The organism is Streptomyces sp. NPDC005017 (assembly GCF_042873115.1).
Classification (GTDB): domain Bacteria; phylum Actinomycetota; class Actinomycetes; order Streptomycetales; family Streptomycetaceae; genus Streptomyces.
This window is the reverse complement of record NZ_JBIALD010000007.1, coordinates 111,182-131,936: the sequence shown is the minus strand read 5'-3', so window position 1 is coordinate 131,936 and position 20,755 is coordinate 111,182. Positions and strand designations below refer to the sequence as shown.

The 20,755-nt window shown below is 72.9% G+C and carries 20 protein-coding genes; 14 read left to right on the top strand and 6 right to left on the bottom strand.

The annotated features are described in order from the left end of the window. Window positions 1–11: 11 nt before the first annotated feature. The 5 genes from ACFYR0_RS13055 (at window position 12) to ACFYR0_RS13035 (ending at window position 7,544) form a co-directional block, all read left to right on the top strand. Window positions 12–1,163, top strand: coding sequence for an ATP-binding protein (locus ACFYR0_RS13055; RefSeq protein WP_389325784.1), 1,152 nt, complete (start codon window positions 12–14; stop codon window positions 1,161–1,163). A 137-nt stretch (window positions 1,164–1,300) separates the two neighbouring features. After that, window positions 1,301–2,422 carry a phenylalanine--tRNA ligase subunit alpha gene (gene pheS / locus ACFYR0_RS13050; protein WP_389325781.1) on the top strand — a complete coding sequence of 374 codons (1,122 nt, stop codon included), beginning with the start codon at window positions 1,301–1,303 and terminating at the stop codon, window positions 2,420–2,422. Further along, window positions 2,422–4,935, top strand: a complete 2,514-nt coding sequence (gene pheT, locus ACFYR0_RS13045; protein ID WP_389325778.1) for a phenylalanine--tRNA ligase subunit beta — start codon at window positions 2,422–2,424, stop codon at window positions 4,933–4,935. Before pheS ends, pheT begins: the two co-directional genes overlap by 1 nt. Window positions 4,936–5,528: 593 nt before the next feature. Beyond that, a complete protein-coding gene (locus ACFYR0_RS13040) occupies window positions 5,529–6,869 on the top strand; it encodes a transcriptional regulator (protein WP_389325775.1) in 1,341 nt (446 codons plus the stop codon). A gap of 129 nt (window positions 6,870–6,998) precedes the next feature. Then, window positions 6,999–7,544, top strand: coding sequence for an NUDIX hydrolase (locus tag ACFYR0_RS13035; protein ID WP_389325772.1), 546 nt, complete (start codon window positions 6,999–7,001; stop codon window positions 7,542–7,544). Between the two features lie 79 nt (window positions 7,545–7,623). On the opposite strand, the gene ACFYR0_RS13030 is transcribed toward ACFYR0_RS13035, so the two are convergent. Further along, window positions 7,624–8,484 (bottom strand): 3-hydroxybutyryl-CoA dehydrogenase, encoded by an 861-nt coding sequence (locus ACFYR0_RS13030; RefSeq protein ID WP_389325769.1) that lies wholly within the window; start codon window positions 8,482–8,484, stop codon window positions 7,624–7,626. Between the two features lie 168 nt (window positions 8,485–8,652). On the opposite strand from ACFYR0_RS13030, the gene ACFYR0_RS13025 reads away from it, so the two are divergent. Beyond that, the gene (locus tag ACFYR0_RS13025) at window positions 8,653–9,891 is read left to right on the top strand and encodes a glycoside hydrolase family 10 protein (RefSeq protein ID WP_389325766.1); all 1,239 of its coding nucleotides are present in this window, start codon (window positions 8,653–8,655) and stop codon (window positions 9,889–9,891) included. Window positions 9,892–9,901: 10 nt separating this feature from the next. On the opposite strand, the gene ACFYR0_RS13020 is transcribed toward ACFYR0_RS13025, so the two are convergent. Both ACFYR0_RS13020 and ACFYR0_RS13015 read right to left on the bottom strand, forming a co-directional pair. Further along, window positions 9,902–10,102, bottom strand: a complete 201-nt coding sequence (locus tag ACFYR0_RS13020; protein WP_389325763.1) for a DUF1918 domain-containing protein — start codon at window positions 10,100–10,102, stop codon at window positions 9,902–9,904. Between the two features lie 87 nt (window positions 10,103–10,189). Further along, window positions 10,190–11,104: a DMT family transporter gene (locus ACFYR0_RS13015; RefSeq protein ID WP_389325760.1), complete on the bottom strand. Its 915-nt coding sequence runs from the start codon at window positions 11,102–11,104 to the stop codon at window positions 10,190–10,192. Here ACFYR0_RS13015 and ACFYR0_RS13010 point away from each other — a divergent pair. The 3 genes from ACFYR0_RS13010 (at window position 11,103) to ACFYR0_RS13000 (ending at window position 13,731) form a co-directional block, all read left to right on the top strand. After that, window positions 11,103–12,563: a PLP-dependent aminotransferase family protein gene (locus ACFYR0_RS13010; protein WP_389325758.1), complete on the top strand. Its 1,461-nt coding sequence runs from the start codon at window positions 11,103–11,105 to the stop codon at window positions 12,561–12,563. The two genes, ACFYR0_RS13015 and ACFYR0_RS13010, sit on opposite strands and share 2 nt — an antisense overlap. Before the next feature lie 66 nt (window positions 12,564–12,629). Next, complete coding sequence (locus ACFYR0_RS13005; RefSeq protein ID WP_389325755.1) at window positions 12,630–13,070, top strand: GNAT family N-acetyltransferase; 441 nt, start codon at window positions 12,630–12,632, stop codon at window positions 13,068–13,070. 73 nt (window positions 13,071–13,143) lie between these two features. Then, window positions 13,144–13,731 (top strand): histidine phosphatase family protein, encoded by a 588-nt coding sequence (locus tag ACFYR0_RS13000; protein WP_386377146.1) that lies wholly within the window; start codon window positions 13,144–13,146, stop codon window positions 13,729–13,731. Here the strand turns inward: ACFYR0_RS13000 and ACFYR0_RS12995 are convergent. Continuing rightward, entirely contained in the window at window positions 13,713–14,156 is a 444-nt protein-coding gene (locus ACFYR0_RS12995; RefSeq protein ID WP_389325751.1) for a DUF6314 family protein, read from the bottom strand. The genes ACFYR0_RS13000 and ACFYR0_RS12995 overlap by 19 nt on opposite strands. A gap of 278 nt (window positions 14,157–14,434) precedes the next feature. Here ACFYR0_RS12995 and argC point away from each other — a divergent pair, with 278 nt between their 5' ends. The 5 genes from argC (at window position 14,435) to ACFYR0_RS12970 (ending at window position 19,342) form a co-directional block, all read left to right on the top strand. Then, window positions 14,435–15,463: an N-acetyl-gamma-glutamyl-phosphate reductase gene (gene argC / locus ACFYR0_RS12990; protein WP_389325748.1), complete on the top strand. Its 1,029-nt coding sequence runs from the start codon at window positions 14,435–14,437 to the stop codon at window positions 15,461–15,463. A gap of 88 nt (window positions 15,464–15,551) precedes the next feature. Then, a complete protein-coding gene (gene argJ, locus ACFYR0_RS12985) occupies window positions 15,552–16,703 on the top strand; it encodes a bifunctional glutamate N-acetyltransferase/amino-acid acetyltransferase ArgJ (RefSeq protein ID WP_389325745.1) in 1,152 nt (383 codons plus the stop codon). Next, entirely contained in the window at window positions 16,700–17,605 is a 906-nt protein-coding gene (gene argB / locus ACFYR0_RS12980; RefSeq protein ID WP_386377150.1) for an acetylglutamate kinase, read from the top strand. The genes argJ and argB overlap by 4 nt, the downstream gene beginning before the upstream one ends. Continuing rightward, window positions 17,602–18,795 (top strand): acetylornithine transaminase, encoded by a 1,194-nt coding sequence (locus ACFYR0_RS12975; protein ID WP_389325742.1) that lies wholly within the window; start codon window positions 17,602–17,604, stop codon window positions 18,793–18,795. Before argB ends, ACFYR0_RS12975 begins: the two co-directional genes overlap by 4 nt. 7 nt (window positions 18,796–18,802) lie before the next feature. Then, window positions 18,803–19,342: an arginine repressor gene (locus ACFYR0_RS12970; protein WP_389325739.1), complete on the top strand. Its 540-nt coding sequence runs from the start codon at window positions 18,803–18,805 to the stop codon at window positions 19,340–19,342. Window positions 19,343–19,470: 128 nt separating this feature from the next. Here the strand turns inward: ACFYR0_RS12970 and ACFYR0_RS12965 are convergent, their stop codons facing one another. Beyond that, window positions 19,471–20,208: an FAD:protein FMN transferase gene (locus tag ACFYR0_RS12965; protein ID WP_389325737.1), complete on the bottom strand. Its 738-nt coding sequence runs from the start codon at window positions 20,206–20,208 to the stop codon at window positions 19,471–19,473. A gap of 49 nt (window positions 20,209–20,257) precedes the next feature. Then, window positions 20,258–20,734 (bottom strand): FMN-binding protein, encoded by a 477-nt coding sequence (locus ACFYR0_RS12960; protein WP_389325734.1) that lies wholly within the window; start codon window positions 20,732–20,734, stop codon window positions 20,258–20,260. Window positions 20,735–20,755 lie beyond the last annotated feature (21 nt).

Genomic DNA, 20,755 nt, shown 5'->3' with positions numbered 1-20,755 from the left:
GGTACGGGGATATGACCGTGGGCACGGGCAGCGCACCGGGGGCGAACGAGTCAGGCCGCCCGCCCGAGCCACGCTCCGAAGCTCCCGGGCGTCACGATCCCCGCGACCTCGGCCTCCACCCCGACGACCTGCCCGACGGGCTCGTCGTCGCGGCCGGGGACGGGCGGGTGATCTGCTTCAACGCCGCCGCCGAGCGCATCACGGCGGTCGCCGCGGCCGACGCGCTCGGGCAGCCCCTGGACAAGGCGCTGCCGCTGGAGGACCTGGAGGGCCGCCGGTGGTGGCAGCTCACCGACCCCTACGGCGGGCTCGCGATCCGGACCGGACAGCCGGAGCGCAACCTGCTGCTGCCGGGCGGCCGCGAGGTGCTCGTCACCGCCCGCTACGTGCGTACCGGACCCACCGGGCCCGTCCACCGGGTCGTCGTCTGTCTGCGGGACACCGAGGCCCGCCGCCGCACCGAGCGCAGCCACGCCGAACTGATCGCCACGGTCGCGCACGAACTGCGCTCGCCGCTCACCTCGGTCAAGGGCTTCACCGCGACCCTGCTCGCCAAGTGGGAACGGTTCACCGACGACCAGAAACGGCTGATGCTCGAGACCGTCGACGCCGACGCCGACCGCGTCACCCGGCTGATCGCCGAACTCCTCGACATCTCCCGGATCGACTCCGGACGCCTGGAGGTGCGCCGGCAGCCCGTCGACATCGGCGCCGCCGTCGGCCGCCACATCCAGGCGTACGTCGCCGCCGGACAGCCCGCCGACCGGTTCCTGCTCCGGCTCGAGCAGCCGCTGCCCGACCTGTGGGCCGACCCCGACAAGATCGACCAGGTGCTCGGCAACCTGCTCGAAAATGCCGTGCGGCACGGCGAGGGAACTGTCACGATCGAGGTCAGGCCCGCCCCGTCCCCCCGCGAGGGAGAGGACACCGGCACGTCGGTCACCGTGAGCGACGAGGGCACCGGCATCCCGGAGGAGTCCATGAACCGCGTCTTCACTCGCTTCTGGCGGGGCAGCAAGCGCGGCGGCACCGGGCTCGGGCTCTACATCGTCAAGGGCATCGTCGAGGCCCACGGCGGCACCATCACCGTCGGCCGCGCCCCCGTCGGCGGCGCAGAGTTCCGATTTACCCTGCCCGTGGCGGCCCCGGCGTATCTCGCCTAGTGGCCCACGGGCGCATCCGTACACCCTCACCCCGTTAGACTCGGCCTTTGGCACCTTTGTGTCCTGCACACGGCCCTGCCGAGCTCACCGGCCGGTCACGGGGACCATCCGCCAGCCAATCGGAAGCACGGGAAGAGATGTCGGCACCGAATAAGTCGTACGACCCTGTCGAGGTCGAGGCGTTGAAACCGGAAGAGATCGAGCGCATGCGGGACGAGGCGCTCGCCGCCTTCGCCGCAGCGGGCTCCCTCGACGCGCTCCAGGAGGCGAAGACCGCACACGCCGGCGGCACCTCCCCGCTGTCCCTCGCCAACCGCGAGATCGGCGCCCTGCCCCCGCACGCCAAGGCCGCCGCCGGAAAGCTGGTCGGCCAGGCCCGCGGCGCGGTGAACAAGGCGCTCGCGGCCCGCCAGACGGAGCTGGAGGCCGAGCGTGACGCGCGCGTACTGGTCGAGGAGGACGTGGACGTCACGCTGCCCCACGACCGCGTACCGGCCGGCGCCCGGCACCCGCTGACCACCCTGTCGGAGCGCATCGAGGACGTCTTCGTGGCCATGGGCTACGAGGTCGCCGAGGGCCCGCAGGTCGAGGCCGAGTGGTTCAACTTCGACGCGCTCAACATCGGCCCGGACCACCCGGCCCGCGGCGAGGCCGACACCTTCTTCGTCGAGGGCCCCGACGGCGGCTCCGAGTCCGGTGTCGTACTGCGCACCCACACCTCCCCGGTGCAGATCCGCTCGCTGCTCGACCGCGAGCTGCCGGTCTACGTCATCTGCCCCGGCCGTGTGTACCGCACCGACGAACTGGACGCGACCCACACCCCGGTCTTCCACCAGGTCGAACTGCTCGCCGTGGACGAGGGCCTGACCATGGCCGACCTCAAGGGCACCCTGGACCACATGGTCCAGGCCCTGTTCGGCGAGGGCATGAAGACCCGGCTGCGCCCGAACTTCTTCCCCTTCACCGAGCCGTCCGCCGAGATGGACATGGTGTGCTACGTCTGCCGCGGCGAGTCCGTCGGCAACCCCGACCGGCCCTGCCGCACCTGCTCCAGCGAGGGCTGGATCGAACTCGGCGGCTGCGGCATGGTCAACCCGAAGGTGCTGGCCGCCTGCGGAGTCGACCCGGAGAAGTACAGCGGCTTCGCCTTCGGGTTCGGCATCGAGCGGATGCTGATGTTCCGCCACAACGTCGATGACATGCGAGACATGGTCGAGGGTGACGTCCGGTTCACCCGGCCCTTCGGGATGGAGATCTGATGCGGATCCCGCTTTCTTGGCTGCGGGAGTACGTCGACCTGCCGGCGAGCGAGACCGGCCGTGACGTCCAGGCCAAGCTCATTTCGGCCGGTCTGGAGGTCGAGACGGTCGAACAGCTCGGCCACGACCTCAAGGGCCCCCTCGCCGTCGGCCAGGTGCTGACCATCGAGGAGCTGACGGAGTTCAAGAAGCCCATCCGCTTCTGCACCGTCGACGTCGGCCAGGCCAACGGCACGGGCGAGCCCCAGGAGATCGTCTGCGGCGCCCGCAACTTCCAGGTCGGCGACAAGGTCGTCGTGGCGCTCCCCGGCGCCGTGCTGCCCGGCGACTTCCAGATCGCCGAGCGCAAGACGTACGGCCGGATGTCCCGCGGCATGATCTGCTCCAGCGACGAGCTCAGCATGGGCGACGACGGCACCAAGGGCATCATCGTCCTGCCGCCGGAGACCGAGGTCGGCCGCGACGCGGTCGAACTGCTGGAACTGGTCGACGAGGTCCTGGACATCGCCGTCACCGCCAACCGCGGCGACTGCCTGTCCATCCGCGGCGTCGCCCGCGAGGCCGCCATCTCCTACGGTCTGCCGCTGCGCGACCCGGCCCTGCTCGACGTGCCCGCGCCCAACGCCTACGGCTACCCCGTCCAGGTCTCCGACCCGGCCGGCTGCGACCGCTTCACCGCGCGGACCGTCTCCGGCCTGGCCCCCGAGGCGCGCTCCCCGATCTGGCTCCAGCGCCGGCTCCAGAAGGTCGGCATGCGCCCGATCTCCCTCGCCGTCGACGTCACCAACTACGTGATGATGGAGCTCGGCCAGCCGCTGCACGCCTACGACCGCACGCTGGTCCAGGGCGCCATCGGCGTGCGCCGCGCGGGGGAGGGCGAGAAGCTCAAGACCCTCGACGGCGTCGAGCGCAGGCTGCACGCCGAGGACCTGGTCATCGTCGACGAGCGCGGCCCCATCGGCCTCGCCGGTGTCATGGGCGGCGCCGACACCGAGATCGCCGACCACGACGATCTGGCAAACGCCACGGGTGACGTCGTGATCGAGGCCGCGCACTTCGACGCCGTCTCCATCGCCCGTACGGCCCGGCGGCACAAGCTGTCCTCCGAGGCCTCGCGCCGCTTCGAGCGGGGCGTGGACCCGGCCGCGGCCGCGGCCGCCGCCCAGCGGACCGTGGACCTGCTGGTCCTCCTCGCCGGCGGCACCGCCGACGCGGGTGTCACCGAGGTCGTCGCGCCCTCCGCGCCGCACAGCATCACCGTGCCGGCCGACCACCCCGACAAGGTCGCGGGCGTCACCTACGGCCGCGAGACCGTGGTGCGCCGCCTCCAGGAGATCGGCTGCGACGTCTACGGCCAGGACGAGCTGGTCGTCACCGTCCCGTCGTGGCGCCCCGACCTCATGGAGGCCAACGACCTCGCGGAGGAGGTCATCCGCCTGGAGGGCTACGAGAACCTGCCCTCCACGCTGCCCAAGCCGCCGTCCGGCCGCGGCCTGACCCACCGTCAGCGGCTGCACCGCCGCGTCGGCCGGGCCCTGGCCGGCGCCGGCTACGTCGAGGCGCCCAACTACCCCTTCATCGGCGAGCAGGTCTTCGACCAGATGGCGCTGGAGGCCGACGACCCGGCCCGCCGCGTCGTGAAGCTGGTCAACCCGCTCAACGACGAGGAACCCGCGCTCCGTACGTCGCTGCTGCCGGGTCTGCTCGGCGCGCTGCGCCGCAACGACGGCCGCGGTTCGCACGACCTCGCCCTGTTCGAGACGGGGCTGGTCTTCCGGCCGCGCGAGCAGCGGCGTGCCGCCACGCATCTGTCCGTCGACCGGCGCCCCACCGACCAGGAGATCGCCGAGCTCGACGCCGCGCTGCCCGAGCAGCCGCGCCATGTCGCCGCTGTGCTCGCGGGCGCCCGTGAGCAGGCCGGCTGGTGGGGCAAGGGCCGTCCGGCCGACTGGGCCGACGCGATCGAGGCCGGCCGTCTGGTGGCGCGCGAGGCCGGGGCCGAACTGGTCGTCCGCAAGGGCGCCTACGGGCCGTGGCATCCGGGCCGCTGCGCCGAGTTCGTCGTCGTCGCCGACGGCGCGGAGACGGTCGTCGGGTACGCCGGTGAGCTGCACCCGCGGGTCGTGAAGGCCTTCGGTCTGCCCGACCGTGCCTGCGCGATGGAGCTGGACCTGGACGCGCTGGAGCGGGTCTCGGACGGTGTTCCCCAGGCGCCGGGCATCTCCGCGTTCCCCGTGGCCACGCAGGACGTCGCGCTCGTCGTGGACAAGCCGGTGCCGGCCGCGGAGGTCGAGGCGGCGCTGCGCGACGGGGCCGGTGAACTGCTGGAGGCCATCCGGCTGTTCGACGTGTACGAGAACGAGGAGCAGCTCGGTGAGGGGCGCAAGTCCCTCGCGTACGCGCTGCGGTTCCGTGCCGTCGACCGCACGCTGACCGTGGACGAGGCGTCTGCCGCGCGCGACGCCGCGGTGGCCCTCGCCGGTGAGCGGACCGGGGCGGTTCTTCGCGGATGAGTTCCCGGGGGATCGTGGTCACGTCACCCGTGTGAGTGGCAGAACCAGGTGAAGTGGTTCTGCTGAGCCATGACCCCGACGGAATCGGACCGGCCTTTCGGGGCCGGTCCGATTCCGTGTCGTCAGGGCCTGGACGGGGGGCCGACGGACATCGGGTGCTGCGCCGTATGGACCGGGTGCGGGCCTGCCACCTGCGGGGACGGGTCCAGGGGACGCTCTGCTGATACTCCGGAACGATCGGAGGGCGGCCAGGTGCGGGTCATCGGCGGTGAGGGAAACCGCGCGGGAGGCGATCACCCACCCGCAGCCGACGGACCACCTGCAGCCCGGCGGCCGTTCGCACGGGCCGGCGTCGCCGTCCGCCCCGCCACGGAGTGTCGGGCAGGCAACGGGGCGGACGGCGCGAAAGCGGGCCACCGTACTTTACGAGGGGGAGCCGGCGGCCCGGCCGGCCTCTTGCGAGGCAACCCAGTCAACCGGCCGGAAACTCTCCGCGACAGCGCGCACACGGTACGGATGCACGTACTCCGTTCACACCCCGTGTGAAGTCCGACCCACTACGCTGTCCGGCACCGAGCCTCCGGGGGGCACCCATGCAGCCCAACACACTGCTCGACGCGATCCTGGACGAGGCCGGGGTCTCGCACGCAGGGCTGGCCGCGCACGTCAACCAGGCCGGAAGGGCGCGTGGTCTGACGCTGCGTTACGAACACACGGCCGTGGCCCGGTGGCTGAAGGGCCAGCGCCCGCGCGGCCAGGTCCCCGATCTGATCTGCGAGGTGCTCGCGGCCCGGCTGCACCGCCCGGTCACCCTCGACGACATCGGCCTGGGCGTACCCGGCGAGCCGACCGTCGCCCACTCCGGCTCGCTGTCCGGGTTCGTCGAGCGGGCCACGGCCCTGTGGCGCTCCGACGAGCAGCAGCGCCCGCACATCCTGGGCGCGCCCGCGGTCACGGGCACCCCCGCGGTGATGCCGGTGTGGGAGTGGGAGAACCCGCCCGAGGACGTGGACGTCTCGCGCGGCGGCCGACACCGGGTCACCCCGGCCGACCTGGACATGCTGCGGGCGGCGCGTACGCACTACGAGCAGCTGTACCGCAAGGCGGGCGGCATCGCGACGCGCAGCCGGATAGTGGGCTTCCTCAACGCCGAGGCCGCCCCGCTGCTGCGCGGCAGCTACACCGATGCCACGGGCCGTCAACTGCACCGGGCGACGGGCGGGTTGGTGGCCATCGCCGGGATCTGTGCCTATGACTCCGACGCGCACGGGCTCGCCCAGCGCTACTTCCACCAGGCGCTGCGGCTGGCGAAGGCCAGCGGTGACCGGGGGCTCGGCGCGTATGTGATCGCGCTGCTGGTCAACCAGTCGCTGTACATGCGCGAGCACCGCCAGGCGGTCGCCTTCGCGGAGGCGGCGCTGCGGGCGGCCGGCAGGCACATCACGCCCGCACTCGCCTCCGATCTGTACGCGATGCAGGCGAAGGCGTACGCGCACCTGGGCGACGGCACGAGCGCGCTGTCCTGCATCCGGCGGGCCGAGACCGCCGCCGAACGCATCCGGCGGGGGCACGAACCCGATGAGACCGGCTATGTCCAGCCGGGCCTGGTCAACGTCCAGGTGGCGGAGGCGCTGCTCAGCCTCGGGGAACTGCGGGCCGCGGCCGAGCACGCGGCGGCCGCGGTGGACACCCCGGCCCACGACCGCGGGCGGGTGCACCGGCTGGCCATGCTCACCACGATCGAGCTGCGTCAGGGGAATGCCGACAAAGCGGTGGTGACCGCCGTGGAGATGGCCGAGCAGGCCCGGGGAATGGAGTCGCAGCGCCTGCGGGACAGACTCCGGGCGGTGCGCGAGCATCTGGTGAGCAGCGGCTGCGCGGGTACGGCCGGGGCGGCGGAACTCATCGACGGGGCCCTGCGCGTACCGCTGTGACGGACCGAGGGCTCCGGCTCCTGTGTGACCCCTGTGCGCCCAGCGCGCTGCGATGGCTCGTCCCTGCGCCTGCTGCCGGACCGCTCCTGCTGCGATATTGCCACTTACTCGACGGAAGGTGGCAGAACCGTGCAGTGGACGAAACAGAACGAACAAACTGTGTACTCGAACCGCTGGTTCAGCGTCAATCTGGCGGATGTCGAGCTGCCCGACGGCAGGCATCTCGACCACTTCCTGATCCGGCTGCGGCCCGTCGCCGTGGCCACGGTGGTGAACGAGGCCAACGAGGTCCTGCTTCTGTGGCGCCACCGTTTCATCACCGACAGCTGGGGCTGGGAACTCGCGGCGGGCGTCGTCGAGGAGGGCGAGGACATAGCCCGCGCGGCGGCCAGGGAGATGGAGGAGGAGACCGGCTGGCGGCCGGGACCCCTGCGCCACCTGATGAGCGTGGAGCCGTGCAACGGGCTCACCGACGCCCGGCACCACATCTACTGGTCCGACGAGGGCGACTACGTGGGGCACCCCGTGGACGACTTCGAGTCCGACCGCCGGGAGTGGATTCCGCTCAAGCTCGTTCCCGACATGGTCGCCCGCGGCGAGGTCCCGGCCGCCAACATGGCGGCCGCACTGCTGTTACTGCACCATCTCAGGCTCGGCCACGACGTCCCGACCTAGAGGCCGCCGTCATGGTGTGCGAACGCCGCGGGCCCGGCGCTCCGAGAAGTGCCGGGCCCGCGACGACGACCGTGCGTGATCAGCCGTAGGTGTAGAAGCCCGAACCGGACTTGCGGCCCAGCCGGCCCGCGTCCACCATGCGCTGGAGCAGCGGGGGAGCGGCGTACAGCGGTTCCTTGTACTCCGCGTACATCGAGTCGGCGATCGAGACGATGGTGTCCAGACCGATCAGGTCGGAGAGCTTCAGCGGGCCCATCGGGTGGGCGCAGCCGTACTCCATGCCGTTGTCGATGTCCTCGCGGCTGGCGATGCCGGACTCGAACATCCGGATCGCCGAGAGCAGGTACGGCACCAGCAGCGCGTTGACCACGAAGCCCGAGCGGTCCTGGGCGCGGATCGCGTGCTTGCCGAGCAGCTTCTCCGCGAAGCCCTGGGCGCGGCTGATCGTGCCCTCGGAGGTGGTCAGCGCCGGGATCAGCTCGACGAGCTTCTGCACGGGGGCCGGGTTGAAGAAGTGGATGCCGATCACATGGTCGGGGCGGGAGGTCGCCACGGCCAGCTTCACCAGGGGGATGGAGGAGGTGTTGGAGGCCAGGATCGCGTCCGGGCGGGTCATGACCTGGTCCAGGACCTGGAAGATCTCGGTCTTGACCTGCTCGTTCTCCACGACCGCCTCGATCACCAGATCGCGGTCGGCGAACTCGCCGAGGTCGGTGGTGAAGCTCAGGCGCGCCAGCGTGGCGTCCCGCTCCTCCTCCGAGAGCTTGCCTCGCTCGGCGGCCTTGGCCAGGGAGTTGAACAGCCGGGTGCGGCCGATCTCCAGGGCCTCGCCGGTGGTTTCGGCGACCTTGACGTCCAGTCCGGCGCGGGCGCACACCTCGGCGATGCCCGCGCCCATCTGACCGCAGCCCACCACTCCGATGCGCTCGATGTCTGTCACATCGTCCCTTTCGCTGCTTGTGTACGGCTGTGGCAGTCGGCGGTGTTCCGCCGTGCTCCGTTCGTGCACGTTACCCCCAGGAATCGATGATCGATCGCCGGGGTCGGGGGATGCTGGGCGCGTGATCGAACCGTGGTGGAGCCGATACGGAAAGTCAGAGGTGCCCGCATGGGACGGATGTCACGGCGAGCGTTCGCGGTGGCGGCACTGTCCAGCCTGGTCACGGCGGGTGAGGCCGGGGCGAGGGACGGCGGCGCGGACCCGGGCGGGCGCCCGCGCGCGCTGATGGAGATGCGGGGGATGTGGCTCGCGACGGTCGCCAACCGTGACTGGCCCTCGCGCCCCGGGCTGTCCGCCGCCGTGCAGCGCGCCGAGCTGATCACCCACCTCGACCGGGCCGTCGCGTGCGGTCTGAACACGGTGATCTTCCAGGTGCGGGCCACCGCCGACGCGCTGTGGCCCTCGCCGTACGAGCCGTGGGCGCAGAGTCTGACCGGCGTGCAGGGCCGCGACCCCGGCTGGGACCCGCTGGGCACCGCCGTGACCGAGGCGCACGCGCGCGGACTGCAGCTGCACGCCTGGTTCAACCCGCTGCGGATCGCGCTGCACGCCGACCCGGGGAGGCTGGTGGCCGGCCATCCGGCCCGCCGCCGGCCGGACTGGGTGGTGGCCCACGGCGGCCGGCTCTACTACGACCCGGGCCTGCCCGAGGTCCGTGCCTTCGTACAGGACGCGATGCTGGACGCCGTCCGCCGGTACCCGGTCGACGCCGTGCACTTCGACGACTACTTCTACCCCTATCCCGTCCCCGGCCAGACCTTCGACGACGCCCGCGCCTACGACCTGCACGGCGGCGCGTTCACCAGCCGCGCCGCCTGGCGGCGGGACAACATCGACCGGCTCGTGCGCGACACCGCGGCCGGGATCGCGAAGGCGCGGCCCGGCACCCGCTTCGGCATCAGCCCGTTCGGCGTGTGGCGCAACAAGGACAGCGACTCGCGCGGTTCGGACACCCGGGCCCTCCAGGCGTACGACGACCTGTACGCCGACACCCGCAAGTGGGTGCGCGAGAACTGGATCGACTACGTCTGCCCGCAGCTCTACTGGCACATCGGTCACACCGCCGCCGACTACGCCGAGCTGGTCCCCTGGTGGGCCCGGGTCGCCAAGGGCACCGGCACCCAGCTGTACATCGGCGAGGCCCTGTACAGGGCGGGCGACCCGGCGCAGCCGACGGCCTGGCAGCAGCCGGCGGAACTCTCCCGGCACCTCACGCTGGCCCGGAGCCACGCCGAGGTGCGCGGGCACGTCTTCTTCGCGGCGACGGACGTGGCCGTCGACCGCGTCGGGGCGATGGAGCGGGTGATCGCCGACCATTACAGCGGGCCGGCGGTGCCCCCGAGCTGACCGTGCCGGTTCACGTTCCGGACATCGGCCTCATGTGCCGGATCTCGGTGTCCGGTCCGGGCGAGCAGATGCCCTCGTGCCCGTCCTCGAAGCGGACGCGGTACGGGGGATTGCCCTGCTGGCCCATCACTTCGACGATCTCGCCGACCTTGTCGTGTTGGCCGACCACCCGGCCGTGCTGGACAAGCTGGTCGCCCACGGTTGCACGCATCTGGGCCTCCTCACGGGTGCGGAGCAGCGGTCCGTGGCCTTGAGTCTACGGCGGGAGGGGTGCGGGAGAGCGGTCCGCGCGGTCCCCTCAGCCGCGGGCCCGCTGCGTGACGGCGATGCACACCAGCACCGCCGCGGCCGTCAGCGGGGCGGCCACTGTCAGGTGCTCGCCCAGCAGCAGCACCGACCACACCAGTGTGAGCAGCGGCTGGGCCAACTGCAACTGGCTGGCCTTCGGGATGCCGATGGCGGCCATGCCCCGGTACCAGACCACGAGCCCCAGGAACTGCGAGCCCGCCGCGACCCACAGCAGACCCGCCACGCTGTGCGCGGTGAGCTCGGCGGGCTCGTGGGACAGCGCCACCGCCGAGGCCGCCACGGCGAGCGGCAGGCAGAGCACCAGGGCCCAGCCGATGACCTGCCAGCCGGGCATCACCCGGGCCAGCCGGCCGCCCTCGGTGTAGCCTGCCGCGCACACCAGCAGCGCCCCGAACAGATACAGGTCGGCGCCGCCGAGGGCGCCCCCGCTCTGCTGCACGGTGAACGCGGCGACCGCGGCGGCCCCGGCCAGCGCCGCCAGCCAGAAGGTCCGCGAGGGGCGGGTGCCCGTCCGCAGCGCGGAGAACAGGGCGGTCGTCAGCGGCAGCAGCCCGACCACCACGGCGGCGTGCGCGGTGGTGGAGGTCTGCAGTGCGAGCGTGGTGAGCAGCGGGAAGCCGACGACGACTCCGGCGGCCACGACCGCGAGCCCCGGCCAGTGCGCCCGCGCGGGCAGCGGTATCCGCAGCGCCAGCAGACAGCCGCCCGCGATCAGCGCGGCGAGGACGGCGCGCACCGCCACCAGCGACCAGGGGCCGAACCCCTCGAGGCCCCAGGCGGTCGCGGGAAAGGTGAGCGAGAAGGCGGTGACGCCGAGGGCGGCCTGGAGGACACCGAAGGCGGGCTGCTGCGGGGCGTCCACCGCTATCCTGCTCGGGGCGATAGCGCTACTCTGTGCTCTCATGCAAGAGCGTAGCAGTGTCGGTGAACTGGCCAACAGCCTGCGCGGTGAGCTCAACCGCTACTCTCCGGGTGAGAAGCTGCCGTCGAGCCGTGCCCTCGTCGAGCGGTTCCGGGTCAGCCCGGTGACCGTGTCGCGGGCCCTGGCGCAGCTCGCCGCCGAGGGGCTTGTGGTGACCCGGCCCGGAGCCGGTGCCTTCCGGGCGCGGCCCCGTGAGACGCCCGCGGCGGCCGGGGACACCTCCTGGCAGGAGGTCGCCCTCAGCGCCGACGGCGCCGCCGACGTCGTACCGCGCACCGTGGACGCCTCCGGGGTGACGGTGTCGCTCGCGGCCCCGCCGCCCGGGGTGACCGAGTTCAACGGCGGCTATCTGCACCCCTCCCTCCAGCCGGAGAAGGCGATGGCCGCGGCCCTGTCCCGGGCCGGACGCCGGCCCGGCGCGTGGGGGCGGCCCCCGCTGGACGGGCTGCCCGAACTGCGCGAGTGGTTCGCGCGCGGCATCGGGGACACCGTCGGCGCCGCCGAGGTGCTGATCGCGGCCGGCGGACAGTCCGCGCTCACCACCGCCCTCCGCGCCCTGGCCCCGCCCGGCGCCCCCGTCCTCGTCGAGTCGCCCACCTACCCGGGCATGCTGGCCATCGCCCGCGCGGCGGGACTGCGCCCGGTGCCGGTGCCGATGGACGCCGACGGCGTACGCCCCGAGCTGCTGGCCGACGCGTTCAGGGCGACCGGGGCCCGGGTGTTCGTCTGCCAGCCGCTGTTCCAGAACCCCACCGGCGCGGTGCTCGCCCCCGAGCGGCGGGGCGAGGTGCTGCGCATCGCGCGCGAGGCCGGGGCGTTCGTCGTCGAGGACGACTTCGTGCGGCGCCTCGCGCACGAGGACGCGGGCGAACTGCCGCGGCCGCTGGCCGCCAACGACCCCGACGGCGTGGTCGTGCACGTCGGCTCGCTCACCAAGGCGACCTCGCCGAGCTTCCGGGTGAGCGCGCTGGCCGCCCGAGGGCCGGTACTGGAACGGCTGCGCGCCATCCAGGTCGTCGACACCTTCTTCGTGCCCCGGCCCCTTCAGGAGGCGGCCCTGGAACTGGTCGGCTCCCCGGCCTGGCCCCGCCATCTGCGCTCCCTCGGCGCACAGTTGCGCGCCCGGCGCGACGCCATGGTCTCGGCGCTGCGGCTGACCCTGCCCGAGCTCGACCTGCCGCACGTGCCCTGCGGCGGCTACCAGCTCTGGGCACGGCTGCCCGAGGGCATCGAGGAGTCCGCCCTCCCGGCCGCCGGTGCGCGCGCGGGCGTCGCCCTCACCCCCGGCCGGCCGTACTTCTGCGCCGAACCGCCCGCGGGGCATCTGCGCCTGAGCTTCGCCGCGGTCGCCGGCACCGGCGAGATCACCGAGGGCGTACGCCGACTGCGGGCGGCCTGCGACGAGGTGCTCCGGGCGAAGGCGCCGGGCCCCGGCCGGTGACGGCCGCGCGGCGCACCGGGCGAAAACCCCTGGCCCCGGCCGGCGAAGGCCTGTAAGCCTCCCGCCATGACAGACACCTTCGCGCTGCCCGACGGCTACGAGATCTCCACCGACCCCGGGCGCATCGACGCGGCACGCGTGCACCACTGGCTGTCCACCGACGCGTACTGGGCGCTCGGCCGGCCGCGAGAGAAGCAGGACCGGGCCATCGCCGCCTCGCTCAACCTCGGGGTCTACGACAGCGCCTCGGGCGAGCAGGTGGCGTACGCGCGGGTGGTGACCGACGGGGCCACCTTCGCCTGGCTGTGCGACGTGTACGTGGACCCCTCGGCGCGCGGCAAGGGCATCGGCACCGCCCTGGCGGCGGCGGTACGCGGCGAACTGCGCCCCCTCGGGCTGCGGCGCGTCCTGCTGGCCACCCACGACGCGCACGACGTGTACGCCAGGGCGGGTTTCGCGCCGCTGGAGCGGCCCGACCGGTTCATGGCGCACGTTTTCGGCCAGTGAATCCGGGGCCACTCTGGGTGACCCAGAGGTAACAGCTCTTGACCTGCCCGGTTTCTCGGCTCACCATCCCCGCATGGCACTTCGGGTCACTTTCGTCGCGGCCGCGCGCAGCTCCCCGCTGCTCGCGGAGCGCTTCCAGGACGAACGGCCGCTGGACCAGGCGGGCTGGGACGAGATCCAGCACGAGGCCTTCGGGCTGTACCCGCTGGCGCACGCCGATCTGCGCTACTGCTCGCCCACCGCGCGCTGCCGCGCGACCGGCGACGCCCTGGGCTACGCGCCGCTCGTGCAGCTCGCCCTGCGCGACTGCGACATGGGCCGCTGGCGCGGGCTCACCCTCGGCGAGGCGATGGCGCGCGAGCCCGGCGCGGTCGACGCCTGGCTCGCCGACCCGCGCTCGATGCCGCACGGCGGCGAGTCGCTGATCGGGTTCATCTCCCGGGTCGGCGGCTGGCTGGACACCCGGCCGCCCGAGGACGGCTGCCGGATCGTCGCCGTCGCCGAGCCCTCCGTCATCCGGGCCGCGCTGGTCTACGCCCTGAAGGCGCCGCCCGCGACCTACTGGAACCTCGATGTGCGGCCGCTGTCCATCACCACCCTGGCGGGCCACCACGGCCGCTGGAACCTGCGCTTCGACGGGTCCTACGCCCGCGCCTCGTAGTCGGTCGTCAGCAGCAGGTCCTTGGCCGGGCCGCCGACCCGCCACACCGTGCGCCAGCGGTCCGGGCCGGCGACCGTGAACTCGCCGCGGTAGAGGTCGGCCGCGCACGGGTGGCCGACGGTGTGCCGCCCCGTGGTCAGGTCGAGGTCGTGGAACGCCCGTCCGTCGGCGAACCGCACGTCCGCCGTCCCCGGCCGCGGCCCCGGCAGGAACCGCAGGGTGCGCACGGCGGGCCGCGCCGTGCCGCGCCAGGTGAAGGTGCCCGACTCGTGGTGCAGCAGACCCCCGCCGTCCAGGGGCGTGAACGCGGTGGTCCCGGTGAACGTGCCCTCGGTGCCGTCCGTGAGATCCCGGACCGCCCGTGCCACCCGCCAGCTCCCCGCCAGGTAGGCGAACACATCCGGCACCGGCCAGAACTCGCCCATCGTCCTTCGCTCTCCGTCCCGTACGCCGTCAGGCAGTCCTCCGCCCCCCGTCCTGCCGTTCGCGTCACCGGGGCTCCGCCCAGGGGTGCGTGGCAACTTCCCGCCGGACTCTGTCACCTTCCCGCGTATCCGACGGCCCCGACCGGGAAGTCTGGCCAGCGGGCAGCCGCTCCTGGGCGGCGGCCCCCAGGGTTGGGCAGCACCGGACCGGCCCCCGGTCCGTGATTGCATAAACGTGCAACGATACGTATAGTCATGCCATCCAGGAGGAGGGTTCCATGACGGTGCGAGCGGCAGTGGCCGGAGCGAGCGGGTACGCGGGCGGGGAGGTGCTGCGCCTGCTCCTGGGGCACCCCGAGGTCGAGATCGGTGCCCTGACCGCCAACTCCAACGCCGGACAGCGGCTCGGGGCGCTCCAGCCCCACCTGCCGCCCCTGGCCGGCCGGGTGCTCCAGCAGACCACCCCCGAGGTGCTCGCCGGGCACGACGTCGTGTTCCTCGCCCTGCCGCACGGCCAGTCCGCCGCTGTCGCCGAACAGCTCGGACCGGACGTCCTGGTCGTCGACATGGGCGCCGACTTCCGGCTGAAGGACGCCGCCGACTGGGAGAGCTTCTACGGCTCCCCGCACGCCGGCACCTGGCCCTACGGCCTTCCCGAACTTCCGGGTGCCCGCGCCGCGCTGGAGGGGTCCAAGCGCATCGCGGTACCCGGTTGCTACCCCACCGCGGTCTCCCTCGCCCTGTTCCCGGCGTACGCCGCCGGACTCGTCGAGCACGAGGCCGTGATCGTCGCCGCCTCCGGCACCTCCGGCGCCGGCAAGGCCCCCAAGCCGCATCTGCTGGGCAGCGAGGTCATGGGCTCCATGACCCCGTACGGCGTCGGCGGCGGCCACCGGCACACCCCCGAGATGATCCAGAACCTCAGCGGGGTCGCCGGGGACAGGGTGAGCGTCTCCTTCACCCCGACCCTCGCCCCGATGCCCCGCGGCATCCTCGCCACGTGCAGCGCGAAGGCCCGGGACGCGGTCACCGCGGAAGCCGTCCGCACCGCCTACGAGAAGGCCTTCGCGGACGAGCCCTTCGTCCACCTCCTTCCCGAGGGGCAGTGGCCCGCCACCGCCTCCGTGTACGGCTCCAACGCCGTGCAGGTGCAGGTGGCGTACGACGAGGCGGCCGGCCGCGTCATCGCGGTCAGCGCCATCGACAACCTGACCAAGGGCACTGCGGGCGGTGCCGTCCAGAGCATGAACATCGCCCTCGGTCTCGACCAGACCACCGGGCTTTCCACGATCGGAGTCGCACCGTGAGCGACGTGCGTGCAGCCGCCGGTCCGCAGACAACGACGAAAGCCGCACCGCTGCGCCGCACGGGCGGAGAAGCGAACGAGGAGACCCAGTGAGTGTCACCGCCGCCAAGGGCTTCACGGCCTCCGGCATCGCCGCAGGCATCAAGCAGAACGGCAACCCGGACCTGGCCCTCGTGGTCAACACCGGTCCGCGCCGCGCCGCCGCGGGCGTCTTCACCTCCAACCGCGTCAAGGCCGCGCCCGTCCTGTGGTCGCAGCAGGTCCTCAACTCCGGTGAGCTCGCCGCCGTCGTCCTCAACTCCGGCGGGGCCAACGCCTGCACCGGCCCCAAGGGCTTCCAGGACACCCACGCCACCGCCGAGAAGGTGGCCGACGTCCTCGGCGTCGGCGCCGGCGAGGTCGCCGTCTGCTCGACCGGCCTGATCGGTGTGCTGCTCCCGATGGACAGGCTGCTGCCCGGCGTCGAGACCGCCGCCGCCCAGCTCTCGGAACACGGCGGCGAGAAGGCCGCCATCGCCATCAAGACCACCGACACCGTCCACAAGACGTCCGTCGTCACCAAGGACGGCTGGACCGTGGGCGGCATGGCCAAGGGAGCGGGCATGCTCGCCCCCGGCCTCGCCACCATGCTGGTCGTCGTCACCACCGACGCCGACGTCGACAGCGCCGTCCTGGACCGGACCCTGCGCGGCGCCACCAAGGTCACCTTCGACCGCGTCGACTCCGACGGCTGCATGTCCACCAACGACACCGTGCTGCTGCTCGCCTCCGGCGCCGCCGGCGTCACCCCGGCCGAGGACGAGTTCGCCGCGGCCGTCCGCCAGGTCTGCGACGACCTGGGCCAGCAGCTGATCCGGGACGCCGAGGGCGCCAGCAAGGACATCAGGGTCGAGGTGATCAACGCCGCGACCGAGGACGACGCCGTGGAGGTGGGCCGCTCCATCGCCCGCAACAACCTCCTCAAGTGCGCCATCCACGGCGAGGACCCCAACTGGGGCCGGGTGCTCTCCGCGATCGGCACCACGGGGGCCGCCTTCGAACCGGACCGGCTGGGCGTCGCCATCAACGGCGTCTGGGTCTGCAAGAACGGCGGCGTCGGCGAGGACCGCGAGAAGGTCGACATGCGCTACCGCGAGGTGCACATCGTCGCCGACCTCGCCGCGGGCTCCGAGACCGCCACGATCTGGACCAACGACCTGACCGCCGAGTACGTCCACGAGAACAGCGCCTACTCGTCATGAGCACCCGTAAGCACACCGCGCTGCCGAAGGCGCAGATCCTCATCGAGGCGCTGCCCTGGCTGACCCGTCACCACGGCCGGACCGTCGTCATCAAGTTCGGCGGCAACGCCATGGTGAACGAGGAACTGAAGGCCGCCTTCGCCCAGGACGTCGTCTTCCTGCGGCACGCCGGCCTGAGGCCCGTCGTGGTGCACGGCGGCGGCCCCCAGATCAGCGCCGCCCTCGACCGGCACGGCATCGTCAGCGAGTTCAAGGCCGGCCTGCGCGTCACCACCGAGGACGCGATGGACGTCGTCCGCATGGTGCTCGCCGGGCAGGTGCAGCGCGAACTCGTCGGCCTGCTCAACCAGCACGGCCCGCTCGCCGTCGGCCTGACCGGCGAGGACGCCCACACCATCACCGCCACCAAGCACCTGCCCCGGATCGACGGCGAGAGCGTCGACATCGGGCGGGTCGGCGAGATCACCGCCATCGACAGCGGCGCGATCGAGGCCCTCCTCGCGGACGGCCGTATCCCGGTCGTGTCCTCCATCGCCCGCAGCCAGGACGACGGACACGTCTACAACGTCAACGCCGACACCGCGGCCGCCGCCCTCGCCGCGGCCCTGGGCGCCGAGACCCTCATGGTCCTCACCGACGTCGAGGGCCTCTACGAGGACTGGCCGAACAGCGACGAGGTGATCAGCCGCCTGACCGCCTCCCAGCTGGAGAAGCTGTTGCCCGACCTGTCCGCCGGCATGGTCCCGAAGATGGAGGGCTGTCTGCACGCCGTGCGCAACGGCGTGCGCACCGCCCGCGTCATCGACGGCCGGGTCCAGCACTCGATCCTGCTGGAGATCTTCACGGACGAAGGCATCGGCACGATGGTCGTGCCCGACGGAGCCGATCAGGGGGAGTCATGAGCAACCAGGAACTGACCGCGCGGTGGCAGGGTGCCCTGATGAACAACTACGGCACCCCGCGCCTGCCCCTCGTGCGCGGTGAGGGCCTGAAGGTCTGGGACGCCGACGGCCGGGAGTACCTCGACTTCGTCGGCGGCATCGCCACCAACGCCCTCGGCCACGCCCACCCGGCCGTCGTCGAGGCCGTCGGCCGCCAGATCGCCTCCCTCGGCCACATCTCCAACTTCTTCATGGCCGAGCCGACCGTCGCCCTCGCCGAGCGGCTCCTGACCCTGTTCGGCCGGGACGGCAAGGTCTTCTTCTGCAACTCCGGCGCCGAGGCCAACGAAGCCGCGTTCAAGATCGGCCGGCTCACCGGGCGCACCCACATGGTCGCCACCCAGGGCGGCTTCCACGGCCGCACCATGGGCGCCCTGGCCCTCACCGGCCAGCCCGCCAAGCAGGACCCCTTCCTGCCGCTGCCCGGCGAGGTCACCCACGTCCCCTACGGCGACGCCCAGGCCCTGGCCGCGGCCGTCACCGAGGACACCGCACTGGTGATCATCGAGCCGGTCCAGGGCGAGAACGGCGTCGTCGTCCCGCCCCCCGGCTACCTCAAGGCCGCCCGCGCCATCACCGCCGCCACCGGTGCGCTGCTCGTCCTGGACGAGGTGCAGACCGGCATCGGCCGCACCGGCCACTGGTTCGAGTACCAGGCCCACGACGGCGTCCTGCCCGACGTGGTCACCCTCGCCAAGCAGCTCGGCGGCGGCCTCCCGCTCGGCGCCACCGTCGCCTTCGGCCGCGCCGCGGAGCTGCTCCGGCCGGGCCACCACGGCACCACCTTCGGCGGCAACCCGGTCGCCTGCGCCGCGGGCCTCGCCGTCCTCGACACCATCGCGAGCGAGGGGCTGCTGGCCGCCGTCAAGCGGCAGAGCGAGACCCTGCGCGCCGGAATCGAGGCCCTCGGCCATCCGCTGGTCTCCCATGTCCGGGGCGCCGGCCTGCTCCTGGGTATCGTGCTCACCGAGCCACTCGCGCCCCAGGCGCAGCAGGCGGCTCAGGACGCCGGTTTCCTGGTGAACGCGCCCGCTCCCGATGTCGTACGGCTCATGCCGCCGCTGACCATCGGCGACGAGGAAGTGGAAGCGCTGCTTCAGGCACTGCCCGGCATTCTTGACACGATCGGGGACGGACGAGCCGGGGAATGAGACGACGATGAGTCACGCGCAGGACCACGAAGCGACCTCCGGGCCGGCCGTGCCGCAGACCCGCACCGCACGCCACCGGCGGATCGTGGACATCCTCAACCGGCAGCCCGTGCGGTCCCAGAGCCAGCTGGCCAAGCTCCTCGCGGACGACGGGCTGACCGTCACGCAGGCCACGCTCTCCCGTGACCTGGACGAACTGAACGCGGTGAAGATCCGCAACACCGACGGCGAGCTGATCTACGCCGTGCCGAGCGAGGGCGGGTTCCGCACCCCGCGGGCCCCGCTGGGGGAGTCGGCCAAGGAGGAGCGGATGCGGCGGCTCTCCCAGGAACTGCTGATCTCCGCGGAGGCGTCCGCGAACCTCGTGGTCCTGCGGACGCCTCCGGGGGCCGCGCAGTTCCTGGCCTCGGCGATCGACCAGGCCGAGCTGCACGACATCCTCGGGACGATCGCCGGGGACGACACGCTGATGCTGATCAGCCGGAACCCCACGGGTGGGCAGGCGCTGGCCGACCATCTGCTGAGGCTGGCCCAGAACGGTCACTGAGGGGGCGCGGCCGTTCACGGGGGAGGCATGCGGTCGGGTTGCGCGTGCGGGCCGGTCGTAGCGGGGCGCGCCCGCGCGGCGGTGGCCGCACATCGAACAGAGCCCCGCGCCCCTTCAGGGCGCTCGGATCAGCCCAGCCAGGCCGCGAGGCCCTGGGTGCAGCGGACCTCGTCGCCCGCCGTGATGAGGAGGCCTTCCGCGTCGGGGAGGGATTCCAGCCAGGTCAGGCCCTCGCGTGAGCCCATCGCGAAAGCCGCTGTGGCCCAGCAGTCGGCCCAGGTCAGAGACGGCGCCACCACGGTCACCGCCAGCAGGTCGGTCACCGCGGAGCGGCCCGTGCTCGGGTCCGTGATGTGGGTGCCGCGTTCGGTGGTGCCGGAGGTGGCGACCGCCAGTTCGGGGGCCGTACCGGCCGAGATCACCGCCGCCAGGCCGCCGGGCCGCAGCGGGTCCGACACCCCCACCCGCCAAGGGCGTTCGGCACCGGGAGCGCCCAGCAGCTGCACGTCCCCGCCGCCGTTGACGCTGACGCCGGTCGCCCCGGCGGCCGTCAGCCGCCGTGCGGCCCGTTCCGTCGCCCAGCCCTTGACGATGCCGGTCGGGTCCAGCCGGCCCGCGTAGGACGTGCTGAACCAGCCGTTGCTGACCCGCTCGGCCCGCGCGCCCAGCTCGAGCACCTCGGCGACCTCCGGGGCGCACCCGGCCAGGGACACCTCGCCCCGGGCCAGCCGGGAGAGCTGACTGTCCTCGCGATAGGTGCTGAACACCTCGTCGGCCCGGTGCAGTTCGGCCACGGCGTCGGCCAGGGCCGCCCGGACCGCGTCGGGGTCCCCGCCGCGGACGTCGAAGGAGAAGACCGTCCCCATGACCTCTTCCGTCCGACGTGCCGCGGCGGGAGTCGGTGACCGGTCGCCCTCAGGCACCGGAGACCTGGTCGAGAGCCGACTGGAGGGACTGCCGGTAGCCCTCGCTGGTGTACGTCGCTCCCGAGACAGTGTCGATCTGAGCGTTCTGCGCCGCCACCGCCGCCTGGTTGAGGCGCGGCACGGCGTTGCCGGTGATCTCCGAGCTGCGGCCGCCGCTGGGCGCCTGCACCGCGGCGGCCTGCGTGATCTTCCCGCCGACGACGGTGACCCGGACCTGGACGGGCCCGTACTGGGTGCGGGCGGCCGTGCCGGTGACCGTGGTGCCGGCGGGGGCCTGGGCGCCGCCCGCGCCGCCGCCCGCCGCACCGCCCGTCGCGCCGCCCTGGGCGACGGGCGGCGGGGCCGGGACCTGGGCCGCCGCGCTGGCCGGGTCCGTCCCCGGCTTCAGCGCCAGCAGCAGCACGATCCCGGACACGGTCGCGGCGGTGGCCAGCACGAAACGGCGGACGGGGTGGTTCTTCTTCATCGAAACTCCTGGCGCGCCCCG